Below are 22,018 nucleotides of genomic sequence, written 5' to 3'. Positions count from 1 at the left end.
TTCATGGCTAACATTCCAACTATTTCATTCGACGCCATCATTATTGGTGGCGGCGGTGCTGGCATGCGCGCCGCGCTGCAGCTGGCCCAGGGTGGTCACAAGACTGCCGTGATCACCAAGGTGTTCCCGACGCGGTCCCACACCGTATCGGCCCAGGGTGGCATCACCTGCGCCATCGCTTCCGCCGACCCGAACGATGACTGGCGCTGGCACATGTACGATACCGTCAAGGGTTCCGACTACATCGGTGACCAGGACGCTATCGAATACATGTGTCAGGAAGGCCCGGCTGCGGTGTTCGAGCTGGACCACATGGGTCTGCCGTTCTCCCGTACCGAGCAAGGCCGTATCTACCAGCGTCCATTCGGCGGCCAGTCGAAGGATTACGGTAAAGGTGGCCAGGCTGCCCGTACCTGCGCCGCGTCCGACCGTACCGGTCACGCACTGCTGCACACCCTTTATCAGGGCAACCTGAAAGCCGGTACCACGTTCCTGAACGAGTACTACGCTGTCGACCTGGTCAAGAACTCGCAAGGCGAATTCGTCGGCGTGATCGCCATCTGCATCGAAACCGGCGAAACCACCTACATCCGCGCCAAGGCTACCGTTCTGGCCACCGGCGGTGCAGGTCGTATCTACGCATCGACCACCAACGCCCTGATCAACACCGGTGACGGCGTTGGCATGGCCTTGCGTGCCGGCGTGCCGGTGCAAGACATCGAAATGTGGCAGTTCCACCCGACTGGCATCGCCGGTGCCGGTGTACTGGTTACCGAAGGTTGCCGTGGTGAAGGTGGATACCTGATCAACAAGCACGGCGAGCGTTTCATGGAGCGTTATGCTCCGAACGCGAAAGACCTGGCGGGTCGTGACGTCGTTGCGCGCTCGATGGTTAAAGAAATCATCGCCGGCAACGGCTGTGGCCCGAACGGCGACCACGTACTGCTCAAACTCGATCACCTCGGTGAAGAAGTCCTGCACAGCCGCCTGCCAGGCATCTGCGAGCTGTCCAAGACCTTTGCTCACGTTGATCCGGTGGTTGCTCCGGTTCCGGTTGTTCCAACTTGCCACTATATGATGGGCGGCGTGCCGACCAACATTCACGGCCAGGCGATCACCCAGAACGCTGAAGGCGTGGACGAAATCATCCACGGTCTGTTCGCAGTAGGCGAAGTGGCCTGCGTATCGGTTCACGGTGCCAACCGTCTGGGCGGCAACTCGCTGCTCGACCTGGTGGTATTCGGCCGTGCTGCCGGCCTGCACCTGGAAAAAGCGCTGACTGACGGCATCGAATACGATGACGCCACCGACGCCAACATCGAAGCTGCCCTGGCGCGCCTGAACGCTCTGAACGAGCGTACAGATGGCGAAGACGTGGCAACCCTGCGTCGCGAGCTGCAAAGCTGCATGCAGAACTACTTCGGTGTGTTCCGTACCGGCGAATACATGCAGAAAGGTATTGCCCAGCTGGCCGACCTGCGCACGCGCATCGCCAACGTCAAGATCAACGATAAGTCGCAAGCGTTCAACACTGCGCGTATCGAAGCCCTTGAGCTGCAAAACCTGCTGGAAGTGGCTGAAGCGACTGCGATCGCCGCCGAGGTTCGTAAGGAATCCCGTGGTGCTCACGCTCGTGAAGACTTTGAAGATCGCGACGACGAAAACTGGTTGTGCCACACCCTGTACTTCCCGGGTGACAAGCGCGTAACCAAGCGTGCCGTGAACTTCTCGCCGAAGACGGTTCCGACGTTTGAACCGAAGATTCGGACTTACTAAGGGTGGCTGCCATGTTGAAAGTCAGTGTTTACCGCTACAACCCTGATCAGGACGCTGCGCCGTTCATGCAGGAATTCCAGGTCGATACCGGTGGTAAAGACCTGATGGTGCTGGATGTATTGGCGCTGATCAAAGAGCAGGACGAAGGTTTCTCCTATCGTCGCTCTTGCCGTGAAGGCGTTTGTGGCTCCGACGGCATGAACATCAACGGCAAAAACGGCCTGGCGTGCATCACGCCGCTGTCCGCCGTGGTCAAAGGTAACAAGCTGATCGTTCGTCCTCTGCCAGGTTTGCCGGTTATCCGTGACCTGGTCGTCGATATGAGCATCTTCTACAAGCAATACGAGAAAGTTAAGCCGTTCCTGCAGAACGACACGCCGGCTCCGGCCATCGAGCGTCTGCAGTCCCCAGAAGAGCGTGAAAAGCTCGACGGTCTGTACGAGTGCATCCTGTGCGCTTGCTGCTCGACCTCGTGCCCGTCCTTCTGGTGGAACCCGGACAAGTTCCTGGGTCCAGCTGCCCTGCTGCAAGCCTACCGCTTCCTGGCAGACAGCCGTGACACCAAGACGTCCGAGCGTCTGGCTTCACTGGATGACCCGTTCAGCGTATTCCGCTGCCGCGGGATCATGAACTGCGTCAACGTATGTCCCAAAGGCCTGAACCCGACTAAGGCCATTGGTCACATCCGTAACATGCTGCTGCAAAGCGGCGTGTAACTGACGTTGTAACAAGGCAGGACCGTTGTGCCCGTAAATGCTGCGGCGCAGGCTTCAACCGGCGCCGTAGTTTTAACTTGAGCAGCGACTTACAAAGCCGCGGCTCTTATTTTGAAGAAATGAGACAAGCAGGGGCATTCGGGTTGGTACCCGAACTATCAGCGTGATCCTAAGTGGCTTGTTTTGGTCGCTGCACTTGGCCTTTTGCAAGCAAACTCGGTGTTTTCGCCGGTGGTGTCCCCAAATCGAGGGTGACCAAGCATGCAAGAAAGCGTGATGCAGCGCATGTGGAACAGCGGCTATCTTTCAGGTGGTAACGCTGCCTATGTGGAAGAGCTTTATGAGCTCTACCTGCACGACCCTAACGCTGTGCCAGAAGAATGGCGCACCAAATTTCAGACGTTGTCTTCAGACGGCAACGCTGCCACCGATGTATCGCACGCAACAATTCGCGATCAGTTTGTGCTGCTGGCAAAGAACCAGCGCCGCGCCCAGCCGGTTTCCGCCGGAAGCGTGAGCAGCGAGCACGAGAAGAAGCAAGTTGAAGTACTGCGACTGATCCAGGCCTACCGGATGCGTGGCCACCAGGCGGCCCAGCTTGACCCGCTGGGGCTCTGGCAGCGTCCTGCACCTGCTGACCTGTCGATCAATCATTACGGCTTGACCAATGCCGATCTTGATACGACCTTCCGTGCCGGCGACCTGTTCATCGGCAAAGAGGAAGCGAGCCTACGCGAAATTCACGAAGCGTTGCAGCAGACATATTGCCGCACCATTGGCGCCGAGTTCACGCACATCACCGATTCCGAGCAACGCCACTGGTTCCAGCATCGTCTGGAAGGTGTGCGCGGCCGTCCGGTTTTGTCCGCTGACGTACGCAGCCATCTGCTCGAGCGCGTGACCGCCGCTGAAGGTCTTGAAAAATACCTGGGTACCAAATACCCGGGCACCAAGCGTTTCGGCCTGGAAGGCGGCGAAAGCCTGATTCCGATGCTCGACGAGCTGATCCAGCGTTCCGGTTCCTACGGCACCAAGGAAATCGTGATCGGCATGGCTCACCGTGGTCGCCTGAACGTGTTGGTCAACACCTTTGGCAAGAACCCGCGCGAGCTGTTCGACGAGTTCGAAGGCAAGAAGAAGGTCGAGCTGGGTTCCGGTGACGTTAAATACCACCAGGGCTTCTCGTCCAACGTGATGACCACCGGCGGTGAAGTTCACCTGGCCATGGCCTTCAACCCATCCCACCTGGAAATCGTTTCTCCAGTGGTCGAGGGTTCGGTTCGTGCTCGCCAGGATCGTCGTAACGACACCACCGGTGAAAAGGTTCTGCCGATTTCCCTCCACGGCGACGCGGCATTTGCCGGTCAAGGCGTGGTCCTGGAAACGTTCCAGATGTCGCAGACGCGCGGCTTCAAGACCGGCGGTACCATTCACATCGTCATCAACAACCAGGTGGGCTTCACCATCAGCAACCCGCTGGACGCGCGCTCTACCGAGTACGCGACCGACGTTGCCAAGATGATCCAGGCGCCGATCCTCCACGTGAATGGTGATGATCCGGAAGCCGTGCTGTTCGTGACCCAGCTCGCCATCGACTACCGCATGCAGTTCAAGCGTGACGTGGTGATCGACCTGGTTTGCTACCGCCGTCGCGGTCACAACGAAGCGGATGAGCCTAGCGGCACCCAGCCGTTGATGTACCAGCAGATCACCAAGCAGCGCACCACTCGTGAGCTGTACGCCGAAAGCCTGATCAAGGCCGGTGTGGTGGACGAGGCACGTGTTCAGGCGAAAGTCGATGAATACCGCAACGCGCTGGACAACGGTCTGCACGTAGTGAAAAGCCTGGTTAAAGAGCCGAACAAAGAGTTGTTCGTGGACTGGCGCCCATACCTGGGCCACGCCTGGACTGCGCGTCACGACACCTCGTTCGATCTGAAAACCCTGCAGGAACTGTCTGCCAAGCTGCTGGAAATTCCGGAAGGCTTCGTCGTACAGCGCCAGGTTGCGAAGATTTACGAAGACCGTCAGAAGATGCAAGCCGGCGGCCTGCCGATCAACTGGGGTTACGCCGAAACCATGGCGTACGCGACCCTGGCGTTCGAAGGTCACCCGATCCGCATGACCGGCCAGGACATCGGCCGTGGTACGTTCTCGCACCGTCATGCTGTGCTGCACAACCAGAAAGACGCGGGCACCTACATCCCGTTGCAGAACCTGTACGAAGGCCAGCCACGTTTCGACCTGTACGATTCGTTCCTGTCCGAAGAAGCGGTACTGGCGTTCGAATATGGCTACTCCACCACCACGCCTAACGCGCTGGTGATCTGGGAAGCCCAGTTCGGCGACTTCGCCAACGGTGCCCAGGTGGTTATCGACCAGTTCATCACCAGCGGCGAGCACAAGTGGGGCCGTCTGTGCGGTCTGACCATGTTGCTGCCACACGGTTATGAAGGTCAGGGTCCGGAGCACTCCTCGGCCCGTCTGGAGCGTTACCTGCAGCTGTGCGCCGAGCACAACATCCAGGTGTGCGTGCCGACTACCCCGGCCCAGATCTACCACTTGCTGCGTCGCCAGGTGATCCGCCCGCTGCGCAAGCCGCTGGTTGTGCTGACACCGAAGTCGCTGCTGCGTCATAAATTGGCCATCTCGACCCTGGAAGATCTGGCTGACGGTTCGTTCCAGACCGTGATTCCGGAAATCGACACGCTGGACGCCGCCAAGGTCACGCGCCTGGTCCTGTGCAGCGGCAAGGTCTACTACGACTTGCTGGAAAAACGCCGTGCCGAAGGCCGCGAAGACATCGCCATCGTGCGTATCGAGCAGCTTTACCCGTTCCCGGAAGACGACCTGATGGAGGCCATCGCGCCTTACACCAACCTCACCAACGTGGTGTGGTGTCAGGAAGAACCGATGAACCAGGGCGCCTGGTACAGCAGCCAGCATCATTTGCGTCGCAGCATCGGCAACCATAACAAGGCCCTGGGTCTTGAGTACGCCGGTCGTGATGCTTCTGCTGCACCTGCGTGTGGTTATGCGTCGATGCACGCCGAGCAGCAGGAAAAACTGCTGCAAGATGCTTTCACTGTTTAACGCCTTCGCGCTGACTGAAACCGAATTTTAAGGACCCACAGATAATGGCTATCGAAATCAAAGCCCCGTCATTCCCGGAATCGGTTGCCGATGGCACCGTTGCCACCTGGCACAAGAAACCAGGCGACGCCGTAAAGCGTGACGACCTGATCGTCGACATCGAGACCGACAAAGTCGTTCTGGAAGTGTTGGCCGAAGCTGACGGCGTACTGGGCGCAATCGTTGCCGAAGAGGGCGCTACCGTCCTGTCGAACCAGGTACTGGGCTCGATCGAAGCGGGCAGCGCTGCTGCCGCTGCTCCTGCCGCCGCGGCTGCTCCGGCTGCTGCTTCGGCTCTTGCCGCCGCTCCGGCTGCTGGCGCTGAAGACCCGATCGCTGCACCGGCTGCGCGTCAGCTGGCGGAAGAAAACGGCATTAACCTGGCTTCCATCAAAGGCACCGGCAAAGACGGCCGTGTGACCAAGGAAGACGTGGTTGCGGCTGTTGAAGCCAAGAAAAACGCTCCGGCTGCCGCACCTGCCAAGGCTGCTGCCCCGGCTGCCGCTGCGCCTGTGTTCGCTGCTGGCGACCGCACCGAGAAGCGCGTACCGATGACCCGCGTACGTGCCACCGTGGCCAAGCGCCTGGTTGAAGCACAGTCGAACATGGCGATGCTGACCACGTTCAACGAAGTCGACATGACCGAAGTCATGGCCCTGCGTTCGAAATACAAGGACCTGTTCGAGAAGTCCCACAACGGCGTGCGCCTGGGCTTCATGTCCTTCTTCGTGAAAGCGGCCACCGAAGCGCTGAAACGCTTCCCGGCAGTCAACGCTTCCATCGACGGCGGCGACATCGTTTACCATGGCTACGCAGACGTCGGCGTTGCCGTGTCCAGCGACCGTGGCCTGGTGGTTCCGGTCCTGCGTAACGCCGAACTGATGAGCCTGGCTGAAATCGAAGGCGGCATCGCCGGCTTCGGCAAGAAAGCCCGTGACGGCAAGCTGACCATCGACGAGATGACCGGCGGTACCTTCACCATCACTAACGGTGGTACCTTCGGTTCGATGATGTCGACACCGATCGTCAACCCGCCGCAAGCTGCGATCCTGGGCATGCACAACATCATCCAGCGTCCGATGGCCATCAACGGCCAAGTCGTGATCCGCCCGATGATGTACCTGGCGCTGTCGTACGATCACCGCCTGATCGATGGTAAAGAAGCCGTGACTTTCCTGGTGACCATCAAGAACCTGCTGGAAGACCCGGCTCGTCTGCTGCTGGATATCTGATAGAAGCAGCTGCTGGCTCTGTGACAGGCCGCCCATAAGGCGGTCTGGCCCAGGGCTTGCGGCTTGAAAGCTTGCTGCTAAATAGAGGAACTATTTTCATGTCGCAGAAATTTGACGTTGTAGTGATTGGTGCAGGTCCTGGCGGCTACGTTGCCGCCATCAAGGCCGCACAACTGGGCCTCTCGACTGCTTGCATCGAAAAATACACCGACAAGGAAGGCAAACTGGCATTGGGCGGTACTTGCCTGAACGTTGGTTGCATTCCTTCCAAGGCGCTGCTGGACAGCTCCTGGAAATTCCACGAAGCCCAAGACGGCTTCGCGATCCACGGCATTAACCATGCTGGCGTGACCATGGACGTGCCAGCAATGGTCGGCCGTAAAGCCAACATCGTTAAAGGCCTGACCTCCGGCGTTGCCACCTTGTTCAAGGCCAACGGCGTGACTTCCCTGCAAGGCCACGGCAAGCTGCTGGCTGGCAAGAAAGTTGAAATCACCAAGCCGGACGGCTCGGTTGAAGTCATCGAAGCCGAAAACGTGATCCTGGCCCCAGGCTCGCGTCCAATCGACATCCCGCCTGCTCCAGTGGACCAGAACGTGATCGTTGATTCGACCGGCGCCCTGGAGTTCCAATCGGTACCCAAGCGTCTGGGCGTGATCGGCGCTGGCGTGATCGGCCTGGAACTGGGTTCGGTATGGTCGCGTCTGGGTTCTGAAGTAACCGTGCTGGAAGCCCTGGACACGTTCCTGCTGGCTGCCGACACCGCAGTGTCCAAAGAAGCGCTGAAAACCCTGACCAAACAAGGTCTGGACATCAAGCTGGGCGCACGCGTTACCGGTTCCAAGGTCAACGGCGAAGAAGTCGTGGTGACCTACACCGATAAAGAAGGCGAGCAGACCATCACTTTCGACAAGCTGATCGTCGCCGTGGGTCGCCGTCCAGTGACCACCGACCTGCTGGCTTCCGACAGCGGCGTGAACATCGACGAGCGTGGTTTCATCCACGTTGACGATCACTGCGCTACCACCGTGCCAGGCGTGTACGCCATCGGCGACGTGGTTCGCGGCATGATGCTGGCGCACAAGGCTTCCGAAGAAGGCATCATGGTTGTCGAGCGCATCAAGGGTCACAAAACCCAGATGAACTACGACCTGATCCCATCGGTTATCTATACCCACCCGGAAATTGCATGGGTCGGCAAGAACGAACAGCAGTTGAAAGCTGAAGGCGTTGAAGTTAACGTCGGCACCTTCCCGTTTGCCGCTTCTGGCCGTGCCATGGCAGCCAACGACACCGGTGGTTTTGTCAAAGTCATCGCTGATGCCAAGACTGACCGCGTATTGGGCGTCCACGTGATTGGCCCGAGCGCTGCAGAACTGGTTCAGCAAGGCGCAATCGGTATGGAATTCGGCACCAGTGCCGAGGACCTGGGCATGATGGTCTTCTCCCATCCGACCCTGTCCGAAGCGTTGCACGAAGCAGCGTTGGCTGTGAATGGCGGCGCCATCCACATCGCCAACCGCAAGAAGCGCTAAGCGAGATAATAAGAAACCACGGCGGAGTTGCCCGTCGTGAGCCTTGCGCGCAAAGCTCACCGCGGAATATCCGCTGGACGCAGCCTTGCGCAGCTTTACGGGTCATAAGCCCCGCAAGTTGCGCAAGCAGCAGTCACAGGTGGCGCGGCACTCATAATGAGCGCAGCGCCGAATGCGCAGTACCTAACGAAGACGGTAAAAAGCATGAATCTTCACGAGTATCAGGGTAAGCAGCTGTTCGCTGAATACGGCCTGCCAGTTTCCAAGGGCTACGCAGTAGACACCCCGGAAGCAGCAGCAGAAGCCTGCGACAAAATCGGTGGCACCGAGTGGGTTGTCAAAGCCCAGGTCCACGCGGGTGGTCGCGGTAAAGCGGGCGGCGTTAAGCTGGTTCGCAGCAAAGAAGACGCCAAGGCCTTCGCACAGCAGTGGCTGGGCAAGCGTCTGGTGACTTACCAGACTGATGCCAATGGCCAGCCAGTCACCAAGATCCTGGTTGAATCGTGCACTGATATCGCTAAAGAGCTGTACCTGGGCGCTGTCGTTGACCGTTCGAGCCGTCGCATCGTGTTCATGGCCTCCACCGAAGGTGGCGTGGACATTGAGAAGATCGCCGAAGAAACCCCAGAAAAAATTCTGAAAGCCACTATCGATCCACTGGTTGGCGCTCAGCCATTCCAGGGTCGCGAGCTGGCTTTCCAGCTGGGCCTGGAAGGCAAGCAAGTTGCCCAGTTCGCCAAGATCTTCGTTGGTCTGGCCAAACTGTTCCAGGATCACGATCTGGCCCTGCTGGAAGTGAACCCGCTGGTGATCAAGGCTGACGGCGATCTGCATTGCCTCGACGCCAAGATCAACATCGACGCCAACGCCATGTACCGTCAGCCTAAGCTGAAGACTTTCCACGATCCGTCGCAAGACGATCCGCGCGAAGCGCACGCTGCCAAGTTCGAACTGAACTACGTAGCCCTGGAAGGTAACATCGGTTGCATGGTCAACGGTGCTGGCCTGGCCATGGGTACCATGGACATCGTCAACCTGCATGGCGGCAAACCAGCCAACTTCCTCGACGTGGGCGGTGGTGCTACCAAAGAACGCGTTACCGAAGCCTTCAAGATCATCCTGTCCGACTCCAACGTCGCTGCAGTACTGGTCAACATCTTCGGCGGCATCGTTCGTTGCGACATGATTGCCGAAGGCATCATCGGTGCAGTGAAAGAAGTTGGCGTTAAAATCCCGGTTGTTGTTCGCCTTGAAGGCAACAACGCTGAACTGGGCGCTAAAGTACTGGCAGAAAGCGGTTTGAACATCATCGCGGCTACCAGCCTGACCGACGCTGCTCAACAAGTTGTCAAAGCTGCGGAGGGCAAATAATGAGCGTCCTGATCAATAAAGACACCAAAGTTATCTGCCAGGGTATTACCGGTTCGCAAGGTAGTTTCCACACCCAGCAAGCCATCGAATACGGCACCAAGATGGTTGGCGGCGTAACTCCTGGTAAAGGCGGCACCGAGCACCTGGGTCTGCCAGTGTTCAACACCGTGAAAGACGCTGTAGCTGCCACTGGCGCCACCGCCAGCGTGATCTACGTTCCAGCTCCTTTCTGCAAGGACTCGATCCTGGAAGCAGCCTTCGGCGGCATCAAGCTGATCGTCTGCATCACCGAAGGCATTCCTACCCTGGACATGCTGGACGCTAAAGTTAAGTGCGACGAGCTGGGTGTTACCCTGATCGGCCCTAACTGCCCAGGCGTGATCACCCCAGGCGAATGCAAGATCGGCATCATGCCAGGTCACATTCACTTGCCAGGTAAAGTCGGTATCGTTTCCCGTTCCGGCACCCTGACCTACGAAGCTGTCAAGCAGACTACTGACGCCGGTTTCGGTCAGTCGACTTGCGTCGGCATCGGCGGTGACCCGATCCCAGGCTCGAACTTCATCGACATCCTGAAACTGTTCCAGGAAGACCCGAAGACCGAAGCGATCGTCATGATCGGTGAGATCGGCGGTTCGGCTGAAGAAGAAGCGGCTGCCTACATCAAGGCACACGTGACCAAGCCGGTTGTTTCCTACATCGCTGGTGTGACTGCCCCTGCTGGCAAGCGCATGGGCCATGCTGGCGCAATCATCTCTGGCGGCAAGGGCACTGCAGACGAGAAGTTTGCTGCCCTGGAAGACGCAGGCGTTAAAACCGTGCGTTCGCTGGCAGACATCGGCAAGGCTTTGTCCGAGCTGACCGGTTGGGCTGTCAAGTAAGCCTCGCGCTTAGCTTGTAACTCTGCTGGCAAAGGCCACCTTCGGGTGGCCTTTGTGCGTTTTGGAAGATTGAAATACTTTCAAAATGTAGGAGGGGGCTTGCCCCCGAGGGCAGTGGGTCAGTTACAGAATTATCAACTGACACTCCCTCATCGGGGGCAAGCCCCCCTCCCACATTTGAATGTATTGCCAAAATTAAGTACGAAAACGCGACATTCTGATGTCGCTTATCGGACAGTCCGCCCCGCAACAGTGCGTTTGTCAGCCTAATTCTGTACCCTAGCCGCCTCTTTATGCGTCCGCATCCCAAAAGGAAGCCGCGCGCTAGACCGGTCGGCCCCTATAAGGGCCGGCAGTATTTCCCTCATCCACAGGGAATCCCTCTCTAAATTCCGATTCAGTAGTGTGGTATTTCCCGAAATGAAAGTGTTGAAAAGCCAGGACATCCTGGCGTTGGGCTTTATGACCTTTGCCCTGTTCGTGGGCGCCGGCAACATCATCTTCCCGCCTATCGTTGGTTTGCAGTCCGGGCCTCATGTCTGGATGGCAGCGCTGGGCTTCCTGATCACCGCAGTCGGTTTGCCGGTGGTCACTGTGATTGCCCTGGCCAAGGTCGGCGGCGGCATGGACGCGTTGAGCAGCCCGATCGGCAAGATCGCCGGTGGCCTGCTCGCAGCGGCGGCGTATCTGGCGGTAGGCCCGCTGTTCGCCACCCCGCGTACCGCGACCGTATCATTTGAAGTCGGCCTGGCGCCGCTGACCGGCGAAAGCCCGCTGGCGCTGTTCCTCTACAGCTCGGTGTATTTCCTGGTGGTGTTCTTTGTGTCCCTGTACCCGGGGCGCCTGCTGGACACGGTCGGGCGTTTCCTTGCGCCACTCAAGATCATCGCGCTGGCCATCCTCGGTATTGCCGCGTTTGCCCTGCCGGCCGGGGATGTGGGCGTCGCCACCCCGGAATACGTGGCTGCACCGTTCTCCCAGGGCTTTATCAATGGTTACCTGACCATGGATACCCTGGGCGCGCTGGTGTTTGGCATCGTGATCGTCAATGCCATCCGTTCCCGTGGCGTCGAGTCGCCCAAGCTGATCACCCGCTACGCGATCATTGCCGGGCTGATTGCCGGCGTGGGCCTGGCGCTGGTGTATGTCAGCCTGTTCCGCCTGGGTGCGGGCAGCCATGAAGTGGCCGCCGGTGCCGCCAACGGCGCAGCGGTATTGCACGCGTATGTACAACATACCTTCGGCTCCCTGGGCAGTGGTTTCCTCGCGGTGCTGATTTCCCTGGCGTGCCTGGTCACCGCCGTAGGCCTTACCTGTGCCTGCGCCGAGTACTTCAGCAAAATCCTGCCGCTGTCGTACAAGACCCTGGTGGTGATCCTGGCGCTGTTCTCGCTGTTTGTGTCCAACCTGGGCCTGACCAAGCTGATTGCCTTCTCGATCCCGGTGCTCACCGCCATCTACCCGCCGTGCATCGTGCTGGTGGCCTTGAGCTTCTGCAAAGACTTCTGGCAGGAGCAGGGCCGTATCGTCGGACCGGTGATGCTGGTGTCGTTCATCTTTGGTTGCATTGATGCGCTCAAGGGCGCCGGCCTGGCCGATTGGATGCCGTCGCAGCTGGCGCACCTGCCGCTGAGCGAGCAGGGCCTGGCGTGGCTGGTGCCGTCGGTACTGACCTTGGTGGTGGCGTTTGGGGTTGATCTTCTGCTCGGCAAACGCAGAGAAGCGATCGCATAACGACCGGATTCGCGCAGTACTGAAATGCCCCGTATCAAACGATACGGGGCATTTTTTATGCTTATGGGGCTACACCTTCTAAAGTTGGAACTCGGTCAGTGTGGGAGGGGGCTTGCCCCCGATGAGGGTGGGTCAGTAACTGCATCGGGCGACTGACACACTGCCATCGGGGGCAAGCCCCCTCCCACATTTGCAAAACATTCCGTCAGCCAACACCGTGTAAAAAGGACCCGCATGTCGTTCGTCGAAACCAACCAAGTCCACCTGCTTGCCGCGCTCTGGTTTGTCCTCTGCTGGGGCGGCTACACCCGCTACGCCACCTGGAAAGCCCGCGACACAGCGTGTCTGGCCAGCGTGTTGCACCTGTATCGCGAAGACTGGATGCGCCGCATGCTGCTGCGCGACAACCGCATCGCCGATGCCAGCGTGATCGGTAACCTGGAGCGCAACGCCTCGTTTTTTGCCTCCAGCACCTTGATCATCCTCGCCGGTATTCTCACCGTGCTCGGTGCGTCCGAGCGCGCGGTGTCGCTGTTGGCGGACATTCCCATGGTGCAGCAGGCGTCCCAGGGCATGTCGGAAATCAAGCTGCTGTGCCTGGCGCTGGTATTCGTCTACGCCTTCTTCACCTTCAGCTGGTGCATGCGCCAGTACAACTTTGCGGCGGTGCTGGTCGGGTCGGCGCCTATGATTGGTGAGCGGCATGTGTCGGAGCAGGAGCGCAAGGCGTTCGCCCTGAGGGCGGCTCGGGTTATTTCCATGGCCGCCAACCAGTTCAACTTTGGCCTGCGCGCTTATTATTTCGGCATGACCATGCTGGCGTGGTTCGTCAGCCCATGGTTATTTATGTTGATGAGTGCCGGGGTGGTGGTCGTGCTGTATCGCCGCGAGTTTCATTCCGACGTGCTGCAAGTGATGGTGTATACGCAGACGGATACACCGCTGCCAGAGGCAATCAAAGAGCCTGCTTAGTTCGTATTGCGTCGAATATAAACAGCAGGCAAAGAAAAGCCCGCTATGTAAGCGGGCTTTCTTTTTGCAGCCAAGCTATTTCAAGCCGCGGTATCAAGAACCGGTAGCTGGGGTAGCAGGTGCTGCTTCTTTTGCGGCGGCGGCGTTCGATTCAGCCTGAGCTTTGGCAGCATCGGCGTTTTCTTTCGCAGCGTCGTTCACTTTATCCTGAGCCTTCGCCATATCTTTCTGAGCTTGCTCGGAATGTGCAGCGGCGTCTTGGGCTTTGTCTTCGGATTTTTTATCGCAGGCAGCGAGACCGAGGGCAGCGGCCAACATCATGGAAATAGCTAAAGTCTTGCGCATGGGGTGTTTCTCCTTATTGAAGATATCTACTGGCCTTTCGAGCATGGCCGTTCAGCATTAGTTCCTTTTATTCCATAGATATATAAAACACGGCCCTCGCGGAACTTTCCACGGCCCCGGCAACCTTGCAGATCACCACTAACAAGAGTCTGGACGTAATGACCGAAACCCTATTGTTAGAGCGTGCGACACGTTTTGTTTCAGCCTTGCGGCATTGCCAGGTATTAGGCATTGGCGTGCATGACGCCAGCGGGGAGGGCATCACGCTGATCTTGCCTTACGCCACGCATCTGGTGGGCGACCCGACCACCGGCGTAATCCACGGCGGCGCCTTGACCTCCCTGATGGACACCGCCTGCGGCATGGCCACCCTGTGTGTGCTGCCGGAATTCGAGGTGTGCCCGACCCTCGACCTGCGCATCGACTACATGCATCCCGCTGCGCCGCACAAACCGGTGTACGGTTTTGCTCAGTGCTATCGCGTGACCACCGATGTGATCTTCACCCGTGGCTTCGCTTACCAGGATGACCCGCAACAGCCCATCGCCCATGTGGTGGGTACCTTCATGCGCATGGGCAAGCGCCTCAAGGGCGCGCAAGGGCTGGGCAACGCGATCAAGGGAGCGCAGGCATGACGCATCGATTCAAGACCCGGCTGGAGCAGGCCCACGCACACGGCAACTACGAAGCCCTGCTGGGCCTGATCCCCTATGCCAAACTGATCGGCATCGAATGCACCCGCCTTGGGGATGAGCTGCTGTTCCGCCTGCCGGCCAGCAAGGACAATATTGGTAACCCCATATTGCCTGCGCTCCACGGCGGGGTGATTGCCGGCTTTATGGAGCTGGCGGCGGCGCTGCACCTGATGGTCTTTACCGGCGGGCCGGGCGTGCCGAAAATCATCGACTTCTCCCTTGATTACCTGCGCGCCGGGCAGTTTCGCGACACCTTCGCCACCTGCCAGGTGTGGCGTCAGGGGCGACGGGTGGCGAATGTGGCGATCACTGCGTGGCAGAGCACCCCGGCCGAACCCATCGCCACCGCCCGCGCGCATTTCAAGATCGAGGAAACAGCTCGCCCTTGAAATCCTGGTCTTAGCCCCCAACTTTGATGACAACCCGCCGCCAACCCTCAAGGGCGCGGCCACTGCCATCCAATTGGAGTTTGATGACCATGAGTGTGGAAACTCAAAAGGAAACCCTGGGCTTCCAGACCGAGGTGAAGCAACTGCTGCACCTCATGATCCATTCGCTGTATTCCAACAAGGAAATCTTCCTTCGCGAATTGATCTCGAACGCCTCTGACGCTGTCGACAAATTACGTTTCGAAGCCCTGTCCAAGCCTGAGTTGCTGGAAGGTGGCGCCGAACTGAAAATCCGTGTGAGCTTCGACAAGGACGCCAAGACCGTCACCCTCGAAGACAACGGCATCGGCATGAGCCGCGAAGACGCGATCACCCACCTGGGTACCATCGCCAAATCCGGCACCGCAGATTTCATGAAAAATCTGTCGGGCGACCAGAAGAAAGATTCGCACCTGATCGGCCAGTTCGGCGTGGGCTTCTACTCGGCCTTCATCGTTGCCGACCAGGTTGAAGTGTTCAGCCGTCGTGCCGGCCTCGCGGCTGGCGAAGGCGTGCACTGGTCGTCCAAAGGTGAGGGCGAATTTGAAATCGCCACCATCGACAAGGCCGACCGTGGCACCCGCATCGTGCTGCACCTCAAAGACGGCGAAGACGAATTCGCCGATGGCTGGCGCCTGCGCAACATCATCAAGAAGTACTCCGACCACATCGCGCTGCCGATCGAACTGCCGAAAGAACAGGCAGCCGCCGAAGGCGAAGAGAAGCCTGCCCAGGAATGGGAAGTGGTCAACCGCGCCAGTGCTCTGTGGACCCGTCCTCGCACCGAGGTGAAGGACGAGGAATACCAGGAGTTCTACAAGCACATCGCCCACGACTACGAAAACCCGCTGAGCTGGAGCCACAACAAGGTCGAAGGCAAGCTGGAATACAGCTCGCTGCTCTACGTACCGGCCCGTGCTCCGTTCGACCTGTACCAGCGTGAAGCGCCGAAAGGCCTCAAGCTCTACGTGCAGCGCGTGTTCGTGATGGACCAGGCAGAATCCTTCCTGCCGCTGTACCTGCGCTTCATCAAGGGTGTGGTCGACTCCAATGATTTGTCGCTGAACGTGTCGCGGGAAATCCTGCAGAAAGACCCGATCATCGACTCCATGAAGTCGGCGCTGACCAAGCGCGTACTCGACATGCTGGAAAAACTGGCGAAGAACGAGCCTGAGCAATACAAGGGCTTCTGGAAAAACTTCGGTCAGGTCATGAAAGAAGGCCCGGCAGAAGATTTCGCCAACAAGGAAAAAATCGCCGGCCTGCTGCGTTTTGCGTCCACCAACGGTGACGACGGCGAGCAGAACGTGTCCCTGGCCGAGTACCTGGCACGCGCCAAGGAAGGTCAGGACAAGATCTACTACCTGACCGGCGAAACCTACGCCCAGGTCAAGAACAGCCCGCACCTGGAAGTCTTCCGCAAGAAAGGCATCGAAGTGCTGCTGCTGACCGACCGTATCGATGAGTGGCTGATGAGCTACCTCAGCGAGTTCGACGGCAAGACCTTCGTCGACGTGGCCCGTGGTGACCTGGACCTGGGTAACCTGGACTCCGAAGAAGAGAAGAAGGAAGCCGAAGAAGTCGCCAAGGCCAAAGAAGGCTTGGTTGAGCGGATCAAGACCGCCTTGGGCGATGCCGTCAGCGAAGTGCGGGTTTCCCACCGCCTGACCGATTCCCCGGCGATCCTGGCCATCGGTGAGCAGGACCTCGGCATGCAGATGCGTCAGATCCTCGAAGCCAGCGGCCAGAAGGTTCCGGATTCCAAGCCGATCTTTGAATTCAACCCGGCTCACCCGCTGATCGAGAAACTCGACGGCGAGCAGAGCGAAGAGCGCTTTGGCGACCTGTCGCACATCCTCTTCGACCAGGCGGCCCTGGCCGCCGGCGACAGCCTGAAAGATCCGGCCGCCTATGTGCGCCGCCTCAACAAGCTGTTGGTTGAACTGTCGGTCTGACACCGTTGTAGAAAAACCCGCTTCGGCGGGTTTTTTCGTTCTAGTGCACCTCAACTGGAGTAAATGATGAGCCAAGTCACTGTGCGTTCCGTGGTCTATCAGATTGATGGCCAATCTTATGAGAGCCGTCTGGCGTTCGATGCCAGCCACCAGGGCCCGCTGCCGGGCCTGCTGATGGCGCCGAACTGGATGGGTGTGAGTGCCGGCGCTGAAGAAATCGCCAAGAGCGTGGCCAGCAAAGGCTACGTGGTACTGATCGCCGACCTGTACGGGCAGAGCGTGCGCCCGTCGAATGGCGATGAAGCCGGCGCGGCGATGATGCCGTTGAAGAATGACCGCGCGTTGCTGAACAAGCGCATGCACGCGGCCTTTGAGCAGCTGCAAGGCCAGACCGAAGCTGCGGTGGATACCTCGAAGCTGGCGACCTTCGGCTTTTGCTTCGGCGGTTGCTGTTCCCTGGAGCTGGCCCGTACCGGCGCGCCGTTGAAGGCCGCCGTATCGTTCCACGGCACCCTCGACACGCCGAACCCGGCCGACGCCAAAAACATCAAGGGTTCAGTGCTGGTACTGCATGGCGCCTCCGACCCGCTGGTGCCGAGCGAGCAACTGCCGGCCTTTGAAGCGGAAATGAACGCCGCCGGGGTGGATTGGCAATTGCTGAGCTACGGCGGCGCGGTGCATTCCTTCACCGACCCGCATGCCAATGTGCCGGGCAAGATGATGTACGACGCGAAGACCGCCAAGCGGGCGTTCCAGTCGATGCATAATTTGTTGGATGAAGTGTTCAAGGGCTGATTATTCAGCGCCTGGCAGGGCCCTATCGGGGGCAAGCCCCCTCCCACACTTGATTGGTGTACACAGTCAAATGTGGGAGGGGCGGTGCGACGATTCGACTTGCCCCCGATAGCTATCTCACCGGCAACTCAATTCTCTCTGATTCCCCCGGCACTGTAGGCCAATCCCCAGCCGCCCACCGCTGCCTGGCCTGTTCAATCAACGCCGGATCACTCGCCACAAAATTCCAATTGATCCTGCGCGGCCCATCCAGCGCCGCACCGCCAAACACCACCAGGTGGCAATCCGTCTCGGCAAACAGCGTCATTTCCTCACCCGCCGGCAACACCACCAGGCTGTGCACCTCCAGTGCCTCGCCGTCCAATTGCGCCTCACCCTCCAGCACATACACCGCGCGCTCCTCATGCTCATCCGGGATCAGCAGGGTCGTGGCCGCCTGCATCTGCACCTCGGCATACAGCGTGGGCGACAGCACCGGCACCGGCGACTTGAGGCAGAACCCGCTGCCGGCGATCAGTCGAATCTGCACGCCCAGGTTGTCGCTCACCGGCAGGCTTGCCGCCGGGTGATGGCTGTAGTGGCCGGGCCCGGTTTCGTGGTCCTTGGGCGACGCCAGCCACACTTGCAGGCCATGCAGGCTGAAACCGCTGGCCTTCACCGCGTCGGGGGTGCGCTCGACGTGGGCAATCGCGCTGCCGGCCGTCATCCAGCTCACATCGCCGGCCTGCACCACCTGGTCCGAGCCGAGGCTGTCCTTGTGCTGCAACACGCCTTCGAACAGGTAGGTGAGGGTGGACAGGCCGATATGCGGGTGCTGGCGGATATTCATGCCGCTGCCCGGCGCATAGCGGGTGTGCAACATATGGTCGAAAAACACGAAGGGCCCGACGCTGCGGCATTCGCGCGAGGGCAGCGGGCGCAGGATCGGCTGGCCTTCGACATCTTCCGGGCGGGGGCGGATCACGGTGAGGATGGTCATGGTGCATCCCAGTCTGAGCGGGTTGGATGCTGCTGAGCATAACCCGCTCGACGGGAGGTTGCCGCTATTGGCTGAAAGCGCCTTCGGAGAGTGTGGTCTCGATGCTGATGTCGGCGGTGGTCATCAGTTTATGCACCGGGCATTTATCGGCCACGCGGTGCAGCTCATCGCGCTGTGCGTCGGTGAGCACACCCTTGAGGGTCAGCTTGACGCTGAGTTTGTAGTTGCCCTTTTGCTCCTCGGTGGCGTCGTGGGTCACTTCCACCGTGACGCCGGTGAGCGGGATGTCTTTTTTCTGCGCGTACAGTTTGACCGTCAGTGCTTTGCACGACGCCAGCGCAGCATCGAAGTAATCGTGGGGGGAGGGCGCCGAGTCGTCGCCGCCCAGGCTCTTGGGCAGGTCGGTAAACAGCTCGTGATTATTGATATTGACGCTGTGGCGGAAGTTTTCAGCGTTCAGTGTATTCACGGTAACAGGCATGGCGAACCTCACAGGATGGCAGGATGAAGGTCATGCAGTTATAGAGCATGCTGGCACATGGGTGTTCCGTGTTTTTTACCGGTGAACCCGTTTGCGTCGCGCAAGGTCTACCGGTACCCGCCCACTGTGAGGATGCATCGTGCCCTGGACCCACCTGAGTGTTGCCCTGTTGCTCGCCGCCAGCAGCCTTGCTGCACAGGCTCGCGACTATGCCTACAGCGACGCGCACCTGCATTACGTGGATTTTTTCCAGGAAACCGCGGGCATGGATAAATTGCTCAAGGCCATGGCGGAGAATCGCATCGAGCATGTGATGATTTCCGGCATTCCGGTCGCCAAGAAATGGCACGAAGACGAACCCAAGCGCCCGCGCTACTACGCCGGTGACGATGCCGATGCCTATTGGTACAGCGCCACTGACGTGATCGTCGCCGCTGCGGTGAATAAACTCACGCCCGAGCAGCGCCAGCACTTTCATCCGTTTCTGTCCGGCTTCAACCCCAACGACAAGAACTCCGCCGCCCATATCCAGCGCATGCTCGACCTCAATCCCGGGCTGTGGCAAGGCATCGGCGAAGTGTTCACCCGCCATGACGACCTCACGGCCCTGACCGCCGGTGACACGCCGCGCGCCAACAACGAGGCCATGACGCGCATCTATCACCTGGCTGCCGAAAATGACCTGCCGGTGATGCTGCATTCCAATATTACCTCCAAGCGCGAGCGCAACCCGCTGTACCTGGCCGAGGTGGAAGAGCCGCTGCGCAACCATCCGCACACGCGCTTTATCTGGGCGCATGCCGGTACCAGCAAGGAGATCCACCGCCATCAGGTGCAGATGGATTTTTTGCTGCCCACCTTGAACCGCATGCTGGAGGCCTACCCGAATCTGTACATCGACCTGTCCTGGAGCATGCTCACGCCTTACTTGCTGGATGAGGCGGGCAGGCCCCGTCCGGAGTGGGTAAAGCTGGTGGAGCGCTTCCCGGAGCGCTTTATGCTCGGCTCGGACGTCGTAGGGCGTTTCAACAAATTGGGTAAGGAGATGCATCGCTTTGAACCGTTCCTCGACGCACTGCCCGAGGATGTGGCCCACAAGGTCGCGCGGGACAACTTCCTGGCGATCCTGCCCAAGGCGCCTCGCGATTTGGGCGCGCGTTAATATCGCGTTTTGGTCTTACGCAAATCGGCTAGTGCGCCGATAACTTTCAGGAGACCGGCTGCAGGTGGATGCAGCGCTTTTGGAAGGAACCTGTGTAATGAGTATTCGTAGTTTGAATATCGCCCCGCGCGCTGGCCTGGGCTTTGGTGTGCTGGCGTTGCTGGTGTTTGCGCTGGGCGGCTTTGCCCTGTTGCAGATGTCCAATATGCGCCAGCAGTCGGACCAGGTAGAGAACAACTGGCTGCCCAGCGTGATGGCGGTGGGGGAGATGAGCCAGGACCTGCTGCGGGTGCGCGCGTTGACCTTGCGCCTGCTGCTCAACCGCGAGCCCCAGGCGCTGGCGCAGAACGAACAGAAACTCAACGACCTGAAAAGTGGCCTGCACCACGCGCAGACGCTGTACGAAGCGCTGATCGTGCTGCCCGAGGAGCGCACGCTGTTTGATCGCTTCAAGGCTCAGGAGCAGCAATACCTGCAACGCCAAGAGCAGGTCATGGGCTTTTCCAAGGCCAACCAGCTCGACGATGCCACCCGCGTGGTCAACGGCGAGATGAATCAACTGGCCGATGAAATGGCTGTCACGTTGCGCGAGCTGGTCAACCTCAACAAAGCCAATGCCAACCAGGCGGCGAGCCTGGCGCAAAACGTATTCAGCCAGTCGCGCAGTTGGGTGGCGGGCATGATTGTGCTCACGGCGTTGATCACCATCGCCCTGGCAGTATGGCTGACCCGCAGCATCGTGCTGCCGCTGGCGCAATCGTTGAAAGTGGCCCAGGGCGTGGCCAGTGGTGATCTGACCGGCGAGATCAGCGTCACTGGCAACGATGAGCCGGCGCGCTTGCAGCAGGCGCTCAAGGGCATGCAGGAGAACCTGCGCGATACCATCCGGCGTATTTCCGAGTCATCGAACCAGTTGGCGTCGGCCTCCGAGGAACTCAGTTGCGTGACCGAGGACGCCACGCGCGGCTTGCACCAGCAGAACCAGGAAATCGAACAGGCCGCCACGGCGGTCAACCAGATGACGGCGGCGGTGGAAGAGGTGGCGAGCAATGCAGTGGCTACTTCCCAGGCGTCCCGCGAGTCTGACCGCATTGCCCAGCGTGGGCGTGAGCAGGTGCACCAGACGGTGGAGTCCATCGAGGCCCTGGCTGGCGATGTGACGGCCAATGCCACGCAGGTTGGTGACCTGGCGCAGAAGGTCTACGGCATCAGCAAGGTGCTGGATGTGATTCGTTCGATTGCCGAACAGACCAACCTGCTGGCGCTGAATGCCGCCATTGAAGCGGCGCGTGCCGGGGATGCCGGGCGCGGTTTTGCGGTGGTGGCCGATGAGGTGCGCGCGTTGGCCCATCGCACGCAGCAGTCGACTCAGGAGATTGAGCAGATGATCAGTGGGATTCAGCAGGGCACTGATCAGGCGGTCAGTTCGATGCAGCAGAGCAACACCCGGGCGCGTTCGACCCTGGATATCGCCAGGTCGGCGGGGATGGCGCTGGAGGAGATTGCGTCGGCGTTTACCTTGATCAACGAGCGCAACCTGGTGATTGCCAGTGCCTCGGAGCAGCAGGCGGCGGTGGCGCGGGAGGTGGATCGCAATTTGATGAATATTCGTGATTTGGCGCATCAGACGGCTACTGGGGCGAATCAGACGAGTGCGGCGAGTCAGGAGTTGTCGCGGCTGGCGGTGGATTTGAATTCGATGGTGGGGCGGTTTTCGGTGTAGGGAGGGGGGGAGTACATATCCGTTATTTGGGTAACGGCTGAGTATGGTTCCGCTCTTACAGCGGGTCACTTTTGGAAGAGCGCCAAAAGTAACCAAAAACGCTTCG

At 59.4% G+C, this 22,018-nt stretch carries 18 protein-coding genes and 1 pseudogene; 16 read left to right on the top strand and 3 right to left on the bottom strand.

Annotated features, from left to right (window positions below):
- The first annotated feature begins 3 nt into the window (after window positions 1-3).
- From sdhA to AC0IYH_RS28400, 9 genes are all read left to right on the top strand, one after another.
- Entirely contained in the window at window positions 4-1,776 is a 1,773-nt protein-coding gene (gene sdhA, locus AC0IYH_RS28440) for a succinate dehydrogenase flavoprotein subunit (RefSeq protein ID WP_101268126.1), read from the top strand.
- Between the two features lie 11 nt (window positions 1,777-1,787).
- Window positions 1,788-2,492 (top strand): succinate dehydrogenase iron-sulfur subunit, encoded by a 705-nt coding sequence (locus tag AC0IYH_RS28435; RefSeq protein ID WP_003172807.1) that lies wholly within the window; start codon window positions 1,788-1,790, stop codon window positions 2,490-2,492.
- Between the two features lie 261 nt (window positions 2,493-2,753).
- Window positions 2,754-5,585, top strand: coding sequence for a 2-oxoglutarate dehydrogenase E1 component (locus AC0IYH_RS28430; RefSeq protein WP_116629676.1), 2,832 nt, complete (start codon window positions 2,754-2,756; stop codon window positions 5,583-5,585).
- 44 nt (window positions 5,586-5,629) lie between these two features.
- On the top strand, window positions 5,630-6,856 hold the full coding sequence (gene odhB, locus AC0IYH_RS28425) for a 2-oxoglutarate dehydrogenase complex dihydrolipoyllysine-residue succinyltransferase (RefSeq protein WP_471837335.1): 1,227 nt from the start codon (window positions 5,630-5,632) through the stop codon (window positions 6,854-6,856).
- Between the two features lie 98 nt (window positions 6,857-6,954).
- A complete protein-coding gene (lpdA, locus tag AC0IYH_RS28420) occupies window positions 6,955-8,391 on the top strand; it encodes a dihydrolipoyl dehydrogenase (protein WP_116629678.1) in 1,437 nt (478 codons plus the stop codon).
- A 204-nt stretch (window positions 8,392-8,595) separates the two neighbouring features.
- Window positions 8,596-9,762 carry an ADP-forming succinate--CoA ligase subunit beta gene (gene sucC, locus AC0IYH_RS28415; RefSeq protein WP_003210567.1) on the top strand — a complete coding sequence of 389 codons (1,167 nt, stop codon included), beginning with the start codon at window positions 8,596-8,598 and terminating at the stop codon, window positions 9,760-9,762.
- Window positions 9,762-10,643: a succinate--CoA ligase subunit alpha gene (gene sucD, locus AC0IYH_RS28410; protein ID WP_010166265.1), complete on the top strand. Its 882-nt coding sequence runs from the start codon at window positions 9,762-9,764 to the stop codon at window positions 10,641-10,643. The genes sucC and sucD overlap by 1 nt, the downstream gene beginning before the upstream one ends.
- Before the next feature lie 420 nt (window positions 10,644-11,063).
- Window positions 11,064-12,377, top strand: coding sequence for a branched-chain amino acid transport system II carrier protein (gene brnQ, locus AC0IYH_RS28405; protein WP_471837332.1), 1,314 nt, complete (start codon window positions 11,064-11,066; stop codon window positions 12,375-12,377).
- 234 nt (window positions 12,378-12,611) lie between these two features.
- Window positions 12,612-13,349, top strand: coding sequence for a DUF599 family protein (locus AC0IYH_RS28400; RefSeq protein ID WP_116629680.1), 738 nt, complete (start codon window positions 12,612-12,614; stop codon window positions 13,347-13,349).
- A gap of 93 nt (window positions 13,350-13,442) precedes the next feature.
- Here AC0IYH_RS28400 and AC0IYH_RS28395 read toward each other — a convergent pair whose 3' ends face one another.
- On the bottom strand, window positions 13,443-13,694 hold the full coding sequence (locus tag AC0IYH_RS28395; RefSeq protein WP_012723095.1) for a hypothetical protein: 252 nt from the start codon (window positions 13,692-13,694) through the stop codon (window positions 13,443-13,445).
- Between the two features lie 158 nt (window positions 13,695-13,852).
- Between AC0IYH_RS28395 and AC0IYH_RS28390 the strand changes: the two genes are divergently transcribed.
- The 4 genes from AC0IYH_RS28390 (at window position 13,853) to AC0IYH_RS28375 (ending at window position 17,567) form a co-directional block, all read left to right on the top strand.
- Window positions 13,853-14,329, top strand: a complete 477-nt coding sequence (locus AC0IYH_RS28390; RefSeq protein WP_471837329.1) for a PaaI family thioesterase — start codon at window positions 13,853-13,855, stop codon at window positions 14,327-14,329.
- The gene (locus tag AC0IYH_RS28385; protein ID WP_122773103.1) at window positions 14,326-14,778 is read left to right on the top strand and encodes a PaaI family thioesterase; all 453 of its coding nucleotides are present in this window, start codon (window positions 14,326-14,328) and stop codon (window positions 14,776-14,778) included. Before AC0IYH_RS28390 ends, AC0IYH_RS28385 begins: the two co-directional genes overlap by 4 nt.
- Before the next feature lie 89 nt (window positions 14,779-14,867).
- A complete protein-coding gene (gene htpG, locus AC0IYH_RS28380) occupies window positions 14,868-16,772 on the top strand; it encodes a molecular chaperone HtpG (RefSeq protein ID WP_122773121.1) in 1,905 nt (634 codons plus the stop codon).
- Window positions 16,773-16,838: 66 nt separating this feature from the next.
- On the top strand, window positions 16,839-17,567 hold the full coding sequence (locus AC0IYH_RS28375) for a dienelactone hydrolase family protein (RefSeq protein WP_471837327.1): 729 nt from the start codon (window positions 16,839-16,841) through the stop codon (window positions 17,565-17,567).
- A gap of 112 nt (window positions 17,568-17,679) precedes the next feature.
- Here the strand turns inward: AC0IYH_RS28375 and AC0IYH_RS28370 are convergent, their stop codons facing one another.
- Window positions 17,680-18,546 (bottom strand): pirin family protein, encoded by an 867-nt coding sequence (locus AC0IYH_RS28370; RefSeq protein ID WP_471837325.1) that lies wholly within the window; start codon window positions 18,544-18,546, stop codon window positions 17,680-17,682.
- A 64-nt stretch (window positions 18,547-18,610) separates the two neighbouring features.
- Complete coding sequence (locus tag AC0IYH_RS28365; protein ID WP_471837323.1) at window positions 18,611-19,027, bottom strand: OsmC family protein; 417 nt, start codon at window positions 19,025-19,027, stop codon at window positions 18,611-18,613.
- 139 nt (window positions 19,028-19,166) lie between these two features.
- On the opposite strand from AC0IYH_RS28365, the gene AC0IYH_RS28360 reads away from it, so the two are divergent.
- The 3 genes and pseudogenes from AC0IYH_RS28360 (at window position 19,167) to AC0IYH_RS28350 (ending at window position 21,912) form a co-directional block, all read left to right on the top strand.
- Complete coding sequence (locus AC0IYH_RS28360) at window positions 19,167-20,189, top strand: amidohydrolase family protein (protein ID WP_471837320.1); 1,023 nt, start codon at window positions 19,167-19,169, stop codon at window positions 20,187-20,189.
- A 97-nt stretch (window positions 20,190-20,286) separates the two neighbouring features.
- Window positions 20,287-21,057, top strand: a pseudogene (locus AC0IYH_RS28355) (MCP four helix bundle domain-containing protein); the annotation flags it as partial.
- Window positions 21,049-21,912: a methyl-accepting chemotaxis protein gene (locus tag AC0IYH_RS28350; protein WP_471837344.1), complete on the top strand. Its 864-nt coding sequence runs from the start codon at window positions 21,049-21,051 to the stop codon at window positions 21,910-21,912. The pseudogene AC0IYH_RS28355 and the gene AC0IYH_RS28350, both read left to right, overlap by 9 nt.
- Window positions 21,913-22,018 lie beyond the last annotated feature (106 nt).

The sequence above is a fragment of the Pseudomonas sp. AC463 genome (assembly GCF_979253585.1).
Note: the sequence above shows the minus strand (reverse complement) of the source record. Positions and strands in the feature narration are given on the sequence as shown.

What these genes read in the sequence shown, in the direction of transcription:
- sucC (WP_003210567.1), top strand. Translation starts at nt 8,596, where the DNA reads ATGAATCTTCACGAGTATCAGGGTAAGCAGCTGTTCGCTGAATACGGC.
- AC0IYH_RS28385 (WP_122773103.1), top strand. Translation starts at nt 14,326, where the DNA reads ATGACGCATCGATTCAAGACCCGGCTGGAGCAGGCCCACGCACACGGC.
- AC0IYH_RS28430 (WP_116629676.1), top strand. Translation starts at nt 2,754, where the DNA reads ATGCAAGAAAGCGTGATGCAGCGCATGTGGAACAGCGGCTATCTTTCA.
- sdhA (WP_101268126.1), top strand. Translation starts at nt 4, where the DNA reads ATGGCTAACATTCCAACTATTTCATTCGACGCCATCATTATTGGTGGC.
- AC0IYH_RS28370 (WP_471837325.1), bottom strand. Translation starts at nt 18,546, where the DNA reads ATGACCATCCTCACCGTGATCCGCCCCCGCCCGGAAGATGTCGAAGGC.
- htpG (WP_122773121.1), top strand. Translation starts at nt 14,868, where the DNA reads ATGAGTGTGGAAACTCAAAAGGAAACCCTGGGCTTCCAGACCGAGGTG.
- AC0IYH_RS28350 (WP_471837344.1), top strand. Translation starts at nt 21,049, where the DNA reads ATGCAGGAGAACCTGCGCGATACCATCCGGCGTATTTCCGAGTCATCG.
- lpdA (WP_116629678.1), top strand. Translation starts at nt 6,955, where the DNA reads ATGTCGCAGAAATTTGACGTTGTAGTGATTGGTGCAGGTCCTGGCGGC.
- AC0IYH_RS28390 (WP_471837329.1), top strand. Translation starts at nt 13,853, where the DNA reads ATGACCGAAACCCTATTGTTAGAGCGTGCGACACGTTTTGTTTCAGCC.
- odhB (WP_471837335.1), top strand. Translation starts at nt 5,630, where the DNA reads ATGGCTATCGAAATCAAAGCCCCGTCATTCCCGGAATCGGTTGCCGAT.
- AC0IYH_RS28435 (WP_003172807.1), top strand. Translation starts at nt 1,788, where the DNA reads ATGTTGAAAGTCAGTGTTTACCGCTACAACCCTGATCAGGACGCTGCG.
- AC0IYH_RS28365 (WP_471837323.1), bottom strand. Translation starts at nt 19,027, where the DNA reads ATGCCTGTTACCGTGAATACACTGAACGCTGAAAACTTCCGCCACAGC.
- brnQ (WP_471837332.1), top strand. Translation starts at nt 11,064, where the DNA reads ATGAAAGTGTTGAAAAGCCAGGACATCCTGGCGTTGGGCTTTATGACC.
- AC0IYH_RS28375 (WP_471837327.1), top strand. Translation starts at nt 16,839, where the DNA reads ATGAGCCAAGTCACTGTGCGTTCCGTGGTCTATCAGATTGATGGCCAA.
- sucD (WP_010166265.1), top strand. Translation starts at nt 9,762, where the DNA reads ATGAGCGTCCTGATCAATAAAGACACCAAAGTTATCTGCCAGGGTATT.
- AC0IYH_RS28400 (WP_116629680.1), top strand. Translation starts at nt 12,612, where the DNA reads ATGTCGTTCGTCGAAACCAACCAAGTCCACCTGCTTGCCGCGCTCTGG.
- AC0IYH_RS28395 (WP_012723095.1), bottom strand. Translation starts at nt 13,694, where the DNA reads ATGCGCAAGACTTTAGCTATTTCCATGATGTTGGCCGCTGCCCTCGGT.